The organism is Polaromonas sp. (assembly GCF_049790275.1).
Taxonomy (GTDB): domain Bacteria; phylum Pseudomonadota; class Gammaproteobacteria; order Burkholderiales; family Burkholderiaceae_C; genus Polaromonas.
Genome location: NZ_JBAQYR010000139.1, coordinates 1 through 11374, shown reverse-complemented (window position 1 = coordinate 11374; position 11374 = coordinate 1). Strand labels below are relative to the sequence as shown.

The following is an 11374-nucleotide window of genomic DNA, read 5'->3' as shown; positions in this document are numbered from 1 at the left end:
ATTTATGAAGCCAGAAACCAGGGGTTGTTGGAGGGCTAGTGTTCTGTCCCGCAATTAAGGTGATGAAATGAAATTGTCCAGTCAGCTGTCAGGCAAGGCGCGAGGAGGCGACATAGCCGTAGCTATGACAACGACGACCAACGCCGCATGGCGGCTGACTGGGCGATTTCATATCGCCTTTATTTGTGGGACAGGACACTAGGATGCAACACCACATCCGGATGGTGTTTCTGCTGCTGGTGCTGGCATTTTCTGCCGCAGGCTGCGCTTCAGACCCTGACGACACTGCTGTTCACCTGATGCGGGCACAACTGCTTTCCGTCGCCGGCAGCGGCTTTACGCCACCTGCCCCCAACGCGTCCGATGCCGCGCTGCCGGCCGGCGGCTGGCAGGACATCGTGCTGCCGTACACCGCGCCGCGCGACATCCTGGGCCCGACCGGCGCGGGGCGCACCGTCACCGACTGGTACCGCCTTGATCTGGCTGGTCTGCAACCTTCTGCAGAGGCAGTACATCTTTATATTCCGCGCTGGAAGACCATCGGCCAACTGGCGATTTATGGCGACGGCAAATTGCTCTACCAGTCCGAAGGCAGCCTGGTTTACAACGGCTACAACCATCCGCTGCTGCTGCGGCTCGACGGCGCTGCCGGCGTGCCGGCTCCGGCAAGTGTGCTACTGCGCATCAACCGGCTGCAGGCCAGCGGCAGCGCGCTATCGACCGCGTGGGTGGGGACAGCGCGGCAACTGGTCTGGCGTTACCAGGTGCGCGCTTTGCTTCAGAATCAATTGCCGTTTGTCGGTGTTTCGGCTTTCCTGGCGCTGGGTCTGTTTTCACTGGCAACCTGGTGCAAGCGCCGGCATGAGTCGCTTTACCTGCTGTTCTTCGTCACTTCGGCGGCGGCCTTTGTGCGCATGCAGCACTATTACATTGGCGGCAATTACCTGCCGCTGCCCGACGTGTGGATTCAATGGATCACGGTGGCATCGCTGATGTGGCTGATCGTGTTTGTCAACAGCTTCATGGAGCGTTTGCACAAGCGCCCGCTGCGCTGGCTAACGCCTTGCCTGGTAGGCATCACGACGGCAACCAATGTGCTGACGCTGCCCGGCTTGATAGAACTGCTGCCCGACCTGGTGCTGATCACGCCGCTGCTTTACCTGCTGATGTTGCCGCTGGCGATGCTTATTTCCGCCGATGCGCTGCGTAATGCCCTGCGCACCCGCTCGCGTGAGGTGTGGCTGATGGCGGGCTGGTTTGTAGCGACCATTGCCCTGAGCGCTTACGACCTCGCGCTGCAAAACAACTGGGTCAGTCCCGAGGGGGTGTACACCAACCCCTACGGCATCATCGGACTGTTTGTGATGTTCGGCTATATCATTTTCAGGCGCTATGTGGGCGCTATCGGCGAAGCCGAACAGGTCAATGCCAATCTGGCGAAAAGTCTGCGTGATCGTGAAGCTGAACTGGCCATGAGTTATGAACGGATGCGCCGGATCGAGCACCGCCAGACCCTGAGCAACGAACGCCAGCGCCTGACGCAGGACATGCACGACGGCCTGGGCTCCTCGCTGGTCAGTGCGCTGCGTGTGGTCGAAGGCGGCCGCGTCAGCGAGGCGGAAGTCGCCGAGGTGCTCAAGGGCTGCATTGACGACCTGAAGCTGACCATTGATTCGATGGAGCCGGTCGAGGCCGACCTGCTGCTGCTGCTGGCCACCCTGCGCTTTCGCCTGGGGCCGCGGCTGGCTGCTGCAGGTATCACGCTGCGCTGGGAAGTCGTGGACGTGCCGGCGCTGGACTGGCTCGATCCGCGCAATGCCCTGCATATCCTGCGCATCCTTCAGGAGGCTTTTGCGAACATCCTCAAACACACGCGGGCCCATGAAATCCGCGTCAGCACCGGTGCCGGCGACGGCGGCGTGACCGTGACCATCACCGACAACGGGCCAGGCTTCTCGCTGGAAAATGCGTTGAAGAAAGGCGGCAAGGGTTTGCAGAACCAGTTGCGCCGGGCGCAGTCGATTGGCGGCGAAGTGCGCTGGGACTCCGACGGCACGGGTACCCGCATGACCTTGTGGCTGCCGGAAAGCCGCAAGCCCGCCTGAGCTTAGTGCAGTGTTGCACGCTGTCTGGAACCTCAAAGCGCGTCTTTTGCGCCATGGCGGCATTGCAAATCCGCGCGATACCTCGGGTATCGCTGTGGTTTGCGCCTTGCCCTGACCCAAAATCCATCGCTTTTATTTGTTCCATCAAGCATGCACCACTGCGCTAGCGCCATTTTTTTTCGCTGTCTGTCACTATTTCTTGTGACAGCATTTCCCGCCAGAAAGCGGTTCGGCGCTTGCTGCACGGCCCGCACGGCGGTCTAATCCAGTCATGAATTCCCTGCAAAATCTGCCTGTTGAAGACCATGCCCAGTTTCGTCCAGGCATGCATGGCGTCTGCGCGCCCTCCGCGTCTCCTGCGACCGGCGGTGAACTTGCCAGGCCCTCCCTGACCGCCCGCCAGTGCGAGGTGCTCACCCTGCTGTGCGAAGGCATGTCCGACAAGCTGATCGCGCGCCGGCTGGATCTGTCGCCGTATACCGTGCGCGGGCATATCCAGATCGTGTTCACGCGCCTGCAGGTGTCCACCCGCATGCAGGCGATGTTTGCGGCGCGCCGGCTGGGCCTGTTCGGCTGACAATTGCTACACATTTCATAGCTACCTTCGCCCGACCCGCAAGGGCTGGTGGCCGATTTTTCCTGAAACTTCCGGCGCGGCCGGCTCAGGCGGCGTGCCGCCGCTGCGCCCGCGCCTGCTGGTACTCCACCTTCCACCAGCCCGGGAAAAGTTCACGCACCTGCGCTTGCGCGTAGCGGTCATCGATCAGGTAGACCACACCCTGGTCGGACTCGGTGCGTATCACACGACCGGCTGCCTGCACCACTTTCTGCAGACCGGGGTACAGATAGGTGTAGTCGTAGCCCTTGCCGAAGCTGGCCTCCATGCGCAACTTGATCTGCTCGGTCACGGGGTTGATCTGCGGCAGCCCGAGCGTGGCGATGAACGCGCCTATCAGGCGTTTGCCCGGCAGGTCGATGCCCTCGGCAAACGCGCCGCCCAGCACGGCAAAACCGATACCACGCGTCTCGGGCGTGAAACGCTCGAGGAAACCGCGCTTGGCACTTTCTTCCATGCCGCGCGACTGCTCCCACACGGGAATGGCCGGATAACGCGCCTTGAACAGCTCGGCCAGCTGCTGCAGGTAATCAAAGCTGCTGACAAAACTCAGGTAGTTGCCGGGCGCCGCGGCGTACTGCCGCGCCATCAGCTCGACCATGGGTGACAGCGAATGCCCGCGGTGCTGGAAACGCGTGGACACATCGTCCACCACCTGCACCGACAGCTGCTCGGCCCTGAAGGGCGAGGCCACATCGACCCAGGCGGTGTTGTCGGGCAGGCCCAGCATGTCGCTGTAGTAGTGCGACGGACTCAGGGTGGCGGAAAACAGCGCCGCCGATCGCGCGGCGGCAAAACGCTGGGACAGGAAAGCAGCAGGCACCACGTTTCGCAGGCACAGCACGGCGCCGCCGGTTTCGCCGGTGTCCGTGATGTCGAACAGCGAATGTTCGTCCAGCAGCTCGGCCATGCGCGAGAAATGCAGCACCTCGAAGAAAAAGTCCTGCAGCCTGGCGGCTATGCCCGCCGGATGGTCGGCCAGGTGGTCCAGGATGGCGCTGGCCGTCTGCTGGAGTGCGCCGCGAAAAGCCTGCGGCACCTCGTCATACACCTGGTAGGCGTCGGCCTGCTCCTGGTGCAGCTCGTACCAGCTGCGTTTGAGACGGTCCAGCACGTGTTTGATGGCCGTGGGCGCGCCCTGCCGCGCCAGCGCCAGGCGTGAGGGATCCAGCTCGGCGGAATACATCTTGCGCGCACGCTCGACCAGGTTGTGCGCTTCGTCGACCAGCACACTGACCCGCCACTGGTTGGCCAGCGTCTGCGAGTAAAGCATGGCGTTGATGTCGAAGTAGTAGTTGTAGTCACCGATGACCACGTCGCTCCAGTGCAGCAGGTCCTGGCCCAGGTAATACGGGCAGACCTCGTGCGCCAGCGCCACCTCGCGCAATGCATTTTTGTCGAGCGGCCCGGCAATAGCCACGGCGGCACGGCGCGCCGCCGGCAGCCGGTCGTAAAAACCCCTGGCCAGCGGGCAGGCGTCACCATGGCATGCCTTGTCCGGGTGTTCGCAGGCCTTGCCCTTGGCCACCAGCTCCAGCACGCGCAGCGGCAAGGCCGGCGCGCTGCGCTGGATGCGCGCCACGGCGTCCAGCGCAAGCTGCCGGCCCGGCGTCTTGGCAGCAAGGAAAAATACCTTGTCGAGCTGCTGCGTCGGGCAGGCCTTGAGCAGCGGGAACAGCGTGCCCACGGTTTTACCGATGCCGGTGGGCGCCTGCGCCATCAGGCAGCGGCCGCTGCTGGCTGATTTGTAGACGGCCTCGGCCAGGTCGCGCTGGCCGGGGCGGAAATTGTCGTGCGGGAATGCCAGGGTTTCCAGCGCCTCGTTGCGCGCGCGGCGGTGCGCCAGTTCCTGCCCGGCCCAGTCGAGAAAGCGTTCGCACTGTTCTTCAAAGAAAATTTCCAGCTCGGTGGCGCTACATTCTTCTGTCAGCAGGGTCTCGTCCTGCGTGGCGACGTTGAAGTACACCAGCGCGAGCCGCACGCCGGAACGCCCTTCCTTCTGGCAGAGCAGGTGACCGTAGACCTTGAGCTGTGCCCAGTGCAGGTGGCGGTGGTTCTCGCGCATGGCCTCCAGCTCACCGCGAAAGGTCTTGATCTCCTCGAGCTGGCCCTGCTCGGCGTCGTAGCCGTCGGCCCGGCCGCGCACACGCAGGTTTTTATAGTCGCCGCTCAGGCTGACTTCGGTCTGGTAATGCGCAGGCCGGCGCATGGCCACCATGCGGTGCCCGGCCATGCCTTCCAACGCGGAAGGCGAAGGCGTGAAACGCAGGTCCAAGTCCCCCAGCTTGGCCGTGAACTCGCACAGTGCACGCACGGCCACGACATAGGGCTTGTCCGTGTGGGGGGCGGGGGTCATGGGCGGGCTTGCTGGCTAGGGGCTGTATGGATAGCCAGTATTGTAGCCAGCCGGCGGGGGCGGACCGGAGTGCACTCACTGGAGTACCGCCCCGCTTGCGCCTACCGTGTGTCCTGTATGTGTTCCGGCGGCTGCCCAGTCAGCTTCCGTCCCACAGCAAAGAGCAGAGGAATGGACGCCAGCAGGATAAAAACGGTGGCCGGTCCGGCAACTGCAAAAACCGCGGGATCCACATAAGCTTCCGCGAGCGAACGACAGACCAGCCAGCTGCCCAGTGGAAGGTTGAGTAGCACGCCTGTGGCGGTACCGGGCGCATAGCGGCGCAGTGCCAGGGTCGCAACCAGGTGGGGAACCAGCGCGTTCAGCGCCATGGCCAGGGCGTAGCCTGCAATGAAATACGCACCGAAGCTGCGCGGACCACCGGAAGAAGCCAGCCAGGCTGCAGCAAGCACGGCAACCGATAGGACCGTGACGGCGAAGCGGAACACCGCCGGGGTCACCCGGACATGCCAGCGGCCGGCACGCGCCGACCATGCGGGAAGCAGCCAGGCTTCCTCGACGTTGTGCACCACCACACCAAGGGCGAACAGCCAGCCAAGCAGCGACAGACTCATGGGCGCAAGCCAGAGCCCCTGTTCCGGACGCGCCGTGCGCCGGGGGAATTGCACCAAACGGCACCGAGGTGCCGGTTCGAGAGTTCGGGGACGGGCATCAACGCTCTCCGGCTTATTTTGAATCCCAGAACTTCTGCATCTCCACAAACAGGAAAGAGGCGGTCCAGGTGATCAGCACCAGGCCGGTCAGGGATTCGATGCCTGTCAGGAAGCGCAAATCGCCCACGGGCTGGATATCGCCAAAGCCCAGGGTGGTGAATGTGGAGAAAGAAAAATAGACGCAGTCCATGAAGCTGCCGTCGAAGTTGCCCGTCAGTTGGCCCCAGCCTTTGGCGTGATGCATCAGGTAATAGGCGGCGGCAAACAGCCAGACCTCCACCGCATGGGCGACCAGGGCGCCACCGACACCCAGCAATACCCTGAGGCGATGCCTGATCCGGACCTTCGGTAGCCATCGGGTGAGCCGGAACAGGAATTCGTAGTGAATGACCACGGCAACCAGGACGACTGCAATATTGACCAGGACGATGGCGATCACGTTGGCGCGGTGCAAAGGGTTGTTGGAGACATACGAACTATAGGCGCTAGCCGCACGGGCCTTCTTCAGGCAATTAGTGCGTCCAGCACACCTGCGTCGAAATGCCGGTCAATATAGTCGGCCAGGCCTTCGAACACCGACTCCAGCGTCGGTGTGCTGGCACCGAACAGGGCACGCAGCACCGCAGGGTCTTCAAACAGGCCGTGCAGGTACACACCCAGCACATTGCCGCTGCCGTTTTGCCAGGCCAGACCCTCGGGCATGACGGCATGCGCCACATCGCCGGCCGCGGCCATGGCGCTGTGCGGTGCGGTCTGGCCGTGGTGGATTTCGTAGCCCTGCACCTGCACACCCGACAGGGCGGCCCACGCCCCTGTCACGGATGAAAAGCCGGTCTGCCGGTACCGCACGGTTTTACCTTCTTCAAACAGGGTGACCACAGGAAGCAGGCCCAGGCCGGGCCCGTTGCCGTCAATACCATGCGGATCAATCAGCGCTTCGCCCAGCATCTGCAAACCGCCGCAGATGCCGAGCACCGCCCCACCCCGGCCGGCGTGCGCCGCAATGGCCTGGTCCAGCCCCTGCCCGCGCAGCCAGGCCAGGTCGCCGCTGGTGTGTTTGGAACCGGGCAGGATGATCCAGTCGGTCTCAAGCAGGCCGGCAAGCGCGGCCGGGCTACGCACCCACTTCAGGTGGATGCCCGGCACATTCTTGAGGGGCTGGAATTCGTCGAGGTTGCTGATGCGCGGGTAGGCCACCACGGCGACGGTCTTGCTCACGATGCCTGCTGCCGTGCTGCGGTCGTCAAAAACGCCGTCTTCCTCGGGCAGGCCGTGCTGCCACCACATCGGCAGCGTGGCAACGGTGGGCACCCCCGTCAGGTCCTGCAGCATCTGCGGGCCGGGTGCTAGCAGCGTCGCATCCCCGCGGAATTTGTTGAGTACGAAACCTTTGATCAACTGCCGCTCTGCTTCGTCGAGCATGGCCCAGGTGCCATACAGATGCGCAAACGCACCGCCACGGTCTATATCAGTAACCAGCAGACAAGCGGCATGGGCGTGTTGCGCCACACGCATGTTGACGATGTCGCTGTCCTTGAGGTTGATCTCGGCCGGCGACCCTGCGCCTTCGATCACCACCACGTCGTTTTCTTCCAGCAGCTCGTCGAGCGCCTGCGCGACCACCGGCCACACCGAGGCGCTGCGGCCGCGCCAGGCCATGCGCGAAAGCTCGACGTTGACCTGGCCCATCAGGATGACCTGGCTTTGCGTGTCCTTTTCAGGCTTGAGTAACAGCGGATTCACGCGCACTTCAGGAACGGCACGCGCCGCCAGGGCCTGGAAGTACTGCGCGCTGCCGATTTCGCCGCCAGCCACAACCCTGGCGTTGTTGCTCATGTTCTGCGCCTTGAAGGGGGCGACCTTCAGGCCCTGGCGCGCGTAATAGCGGCAAAGTGCGGTGGTCAGCCAGCTTTTGCCTGCGCCACTGGTGGTGCCCAGAACCATCACGCTTTTGGCGGTCATGTTGCTTTCCTGATGATGTGTTGCCACGCATTGTGCAGCGCGTCCTGCGCCGCCGGCGCCAGCACGCCCAGCCGGACCTGCCCCGGCAAACCGAAGGACGCGGTGTCGCGCAGCTTGATACCGTGCCGGCGCAACTGCACCAGTGCTTCCTGCAGACTCGTTCCCTTCGGCAAGGCAGGCCGGACGCAAAAGAAATTGGCCTCGCTGGGCAGGCAGGTCCAGCCCAGTGCCTCACACGACGCAATTTGCCGCGCCTTCCATTCACGCAAGACAGGCAGGCAGCCCGCCAGCCAGGTTTGCACCGTGGGCAAAGTCCAGGCTTGCAGCATCGCAACCCCGTGCGCACCCACCGGCCACGAAGGCGCCAGGCTCTCCAGTTGCGCCACCAGATCTTCCGAGCCGGGAGGACCCACCACATAGGCGGCACGCACGCCCGTCAGTCCCAATGCCTTGTTGGGTGTCCAAAGCTGCCAGAACTGCTGCAGGACTTCGGCGCGCCAGGCAGGTGCATCACCAAGGCGCAGCGGTTCGTAGGCGCGGTCGAGTACACAGAGCGCGGTCGAATCGGCCAATTCCTCGAGCGCGGCCTGCGCCGCGCCAAGTGGACTGGAAGGGTCACAGGCCCAGCGCAGCTGTGCCAGCCTCGGATCAGCCACCACCGGCAGCTTCCAGGCTCGCGCTGCCTGCGCGTAATCGCCATAACTGTAGGGCGGTAACCAGACGGCGGCACCGGCACGCTGCGCGGCCAGCGAGGTCACACGGAAGATGAACTCGCTGGCACTGCCCGCCAGCAGCACCTGCTGCACCGGCACACCATGAAAAGCAGCGAGCCGCGCACGCAAACCCGTGTAGCCAGAATCAGGGTAGACCGAAGCGTCGGCCTGCTGCACGGCAAGTAGCGCCTGCGGACACGGACCGCAGGCATTGCTGTTGGTCGAAAAATCGTACAACGGCACGCCCTCTCCATCGGCGCCACCGTGGCTGCGTGCTGGAAACATTTTTCCTGTTTCCATCAGGCCATTCCAAGCGCTATCAAAAACGTAGCTGGTAGCGCACAGGGAATAAGGGCAAACACCACTTTTGATGCAATACTGACGGCCAAAACCGTGTCTACAGCCTGCGGTGCCCTGCCAGCTTTGTTCAAGACGTACACAGCGGGTTTGCGCAGGCAAACACCCAATGCCAGCGCCATGGCGGCCATCGGCCAACCGCTGTTGGGCGACGGGGTTTGCGCGGCCTCCCGGCGCAGGCCCGCCAGACGAAACTCACCCGCAACCAGCCATATCAGGGCGGCCGTCAACCGGGCAGGCACCCAGGACAACACATCATCGGCACGCGCAGCCCACTTGCCTGCCCATTCCCATTCACCCCGGTAGCCCCACATCGCATCGGCCGTGTTGGCAAAGCGGTAGACGGCTGCGCCGGGCAGCCCCAGCAGCACAAACCAGAAAACCGGCGCCACCACCGAGTCGTTGAGATTTTCAGCCAGCGACTCGATCGCGCTTTCACGCACCTCGCTCTCGCTGAGCTGGCCGACATCGCGGCTGACCAGCCATGACAAGCGCTCATGCCCCGCCGCAAGCGAGGTTTGCAAAGCAGCCTCCACCGCCTGCACCTCATCGCGCAGCATGCGCCAGGCCAGCATGGGTTTGAGCAAAACTGCCAGGAGCAGCACCAGCGCGGTCAACATCAACCAGCCTGACCATGACAGTTGATGCCAACCAGAACGCTGCAGCCAGCCCACGATCAGACTTTGCAGCCAGGCCGCGAGCAGGCCCACCGCTGCGGCGCCTACGCACCATGCGAGCCCGCCGCCCAAAAAAGCCATTGCCGGCGGCCTGCGCTTGAGGCGTTGTCCGCAGGCGTTCAGGTAATGCCCCATCCAGACGACCGGATGCCACGCAGCGGCCGGCTCGCCCCAGCGCAGGTCCATGCCCAGCGCAAAACCCAAGGCGGCCAGCAGACAGGCCGCGGTGGCAGTCAAAGCCATCGGATCAACGAGTGACTGCAAGGCGAGCAGCATCACGCAGCGGCGGTCATCGCCCGGCCCCAACTGTCTTCGTAGATCAAATCGTCCAGCGGACTGCGGCGGGCCCAGCGCTCTTTTTGCAACATGGGTTCTTCATAAAAACCATCCACGGGACCAATGCAGAGCAACGCAATCGGCTCCGCGCCAGGTGGCATCTGCAGCAGCGCACTGACGGCACCCGGCTCAAACAACGACACCCAGCCCATTCCCAGGCCTTCGGCGCGCGCCGCGAGCCAGAGATTCTGGATGGCGCAGGCAGCGGAAGCCAGGTCCATGTGCGGCAGGGTGCGGCGGCCGAAGACATGTTTCTCGCGGCCATCCGCCAGCGCCACCACCCAGACCTCTGCCGCACTGAGCAGGCCTTCCACCTTGAGCCGCATGAATTCTTCCTCGCGCTCGCCGAGGGCGCGTGCCGTCAGGACACGTTCCCGCTCCACCAACGCATGCAAAGCCTCGCGCAATGGACGGGTCGAGATGCGGATGAAGCGCCAGGGCTGCATGAATCCCACGCTGGGCGCGTGGTGTGCTGCCTGCAGCAGACGCCGCATCAGTTCGGGCGCAACCTCGCCGCCGGAAAAATGCCGCATGTCGCGCCGCTCGTCAATGGCGCGGTAAACCGCAGCGATCTCGGGCGCCGAAAAGGCATGGCTGCGAACCGCCTCTACCACCGAGTCAGTCCTCAATGCCGCGTTGGGCTGGAATACCCGCCTTGAACGCATGTTTAACCAGGGACATCTCGGTCACGGTGTCTGCAATCTCGATGATCTCGGGCGGGCAGCGCCGGCCGGTGATGACCACGTGTACGTCCTTGGGCCGGTTCTTCAGTGTCTGCAGCACGTCGTCAAGCGGCATCCAGCCGTAGATCAGCGGATAGGTCAGCTCGTCCAGCACGACCATGAAGTTTTCACCGCCGAGGATAGCGGCTTTGGCTTTTTCCCAGCCGTTGCGCGCGAGCTGGGCCGAGTGTTCCAGGTCCTGGCTCTTCCAGCTGAAGCCGTCACCCAGGCCTTCAATGGGAATACCGAGCTGCTCGAACATGCGGTGTTCGCCGAAACGCGCGCTCGGCACCTTCATGAACTGGAAAATCTTCACGGCCTTGCCATGCACATGGTGGCGGCCGTGGGCGCGCAGGGCGAGGCCGAAAGCGGCCGTGCTTTTGCCCTTGCCGTCACCGGTGTTGACGATGATCAGGCCGCGGCGTTCGCCCTCAGGTTTCTCGTAGCGCTTTTCTGTCGGGGGTGTTTCGATTTGCATGGTGTGGTCTTTCAAATTCTGGGCACCGCCAGCCACTGGCCGGCGAGTTGATGAACGGCGATGCGGTGGTCGAACACTTCTTCGAGGGCTCGGTGGGTCTCGTGATGGCTGCAAGCGCCCTGGTGCGTCACCCGGCCTGAAGCCATGACGACCAGGTCATCGGCCTGCAGCGCAAAGGAAACTTCGTGCAGCACGCTGACCACGGTTTTGCCGGCGCTCACCAGTTCGCGCGCCATGCGCAGCCAGTCGGCCTGGTGGGGCGGGTCGAGGTTGGCCAGCGGCTCGTCCATCAGCAGCACCTGCGCCTCGACCGCCAGCGCGCGTGCGAGCAGCACACGC

Annotated in this window: 10 protein-coding genes and 1 pseudogene; 2 read left to right on the top strand and 9 right to left on the bottom strand. The window is 63.7% G+C overall.

Going from position 1 to position 11374, the window contains the following annotated elements:
• Positions 1 to 203 precede the first annotated feature (203 nt).
• Together WA904_RS19185 and WA904_RS19180 are read left to right on the top strand one after the other, a co-directional pair.
• The gene (locus WA904_RS19185) at positions 204 to 2105 is read left to right on the top strand and encodes a sensor histidine kinase (protein WP_425198727.1); all 1902 of its coding nucleotides are present in this window, start codon (positions 204 to 206) and stop codon (positions 2103 to 2105) included.
• A 271-nt stretch (positions 2106 to 2376) separates the two neighbouring features.
• Positions 2377 to 2682: a LuxR C-terminal-related transcriptional regulator gene (locus WA904_RS19180; RefSeq protein ID WP_425198726.1), complete on the top strand. Its 306-nt coding sequence runs from the start codon at positions 2377 to 2379 to the stop codon at positions 2680 to 2682.
• Positions 2683 to 2767: 85 nt separating this feature from the next.
• On the opposite strand, the gene WA904_RS19175 is transcribed toward WA904_RS19180, so the two are convergent.
• The 9 genes and pseudogenes from WA904_RS19175 to WA904_RS19135 all read right to left on the bottom strand — a co-directional run.
• A complete protein-coding gene (locus WA904_RS19175; RefSeq protein WP_425198725.1) occupies positions 2768 to 5077 on the bottom strand; it encodes a helicase C-terminal domain-containing protein in 2310 nt (769 codons plus the stop codon).
• A 101-nt stretch (positions 5078 to 5178) separates the two neighbouring features.
• Positions 5179 to 5691 (bottom strand): HXXEE domain-containing protein, encoded by a 513-nt coding sequence (locus WA904_RS19170; protein ID WP_425198724.1) that lies wholly within the window; start codon positions 5689 to 5691, stop codon positions 5179 to 5181.
• Between the two features lie 112 nt (positions 5692 to 5803).
• Entirely contained in the window at positions 5804 to 6244 is a 441-nt protein-coding gene (locus WA904_RS19165) for a potassium channel family protein (protein ID WP_425198723.1), read from the bottom strand.
• A gap of 50 nt (positions 6245 to 6294) precedes the next feature.
• A complete protein-coding gene (locus WA904_RS19160) occupies positions 6295 to 7752 on the bottom strand; it encodes a cobyric acid synthase (RefSeq protein ID WP_425198722.1) in 1458 nt (485 codons plus the stop codon).
• Entirely contained in the window at positions 7749 to 8750 is a 1002-nt protein-coding gene (locus WA904_RS19155) for an aminotransferase class I/II-fold pyridoxal phosphate-dependent enzyme (protein ID WP_425198721.1), read from the bottom strand. Before WA904_RS19155 ends, WA904_RS19160 begins: the two co-directional genes overlap by 4 nt.
• A 14-nt stretch (positions 8751 to 8764) precedes the next feature.
• A complete protein-coding gene (cbiB, locus tag WA904_RS19150; protein ID WP_425198720.1) occupies positions 8765 to 9775 on the bottom strand; it encodes an adenosylcobinamide-phosphate synthase CbiB in 1011 nt (336 codons plus the stop codon).
• On the bottom strand, positions 9775 to 10449 hold the full coding sequence (gene bluB / locus WA904_RS19145) for a 5,6-dimethylbenzimidazole synthase (protein ID WP_425198719.1): 675 nt from the start codon (positions 10447 to 10449) through the stop codon (positions 9775 to 9777). Before bluB ends, cbiB begins: the two co-directional genes overlap by 1 nt.
• A gap of 4 nt (positions 10450 to 10453) precedes the next feature.
• On the bottom strand, positions 10454 to 11035 hold the full coding sequence (gene cobO, locus WA904_RS19140) for a cob(I)yrinic acid a,c-diamide adenosyltransferase (protein ID WP_425198718.1): 582 nt from the start codon (positions 11033 to 11035) through the stop codon (positions 10454 to 10456).
• Positions 11036 to 11046: 11 nt separating this feature from the next.
• Positions 11047 to 11374: pseudogene (locus WA904_RS19135) on the bottom strand (ABC transporter ATP-binding protein); the annotation flags it as partial.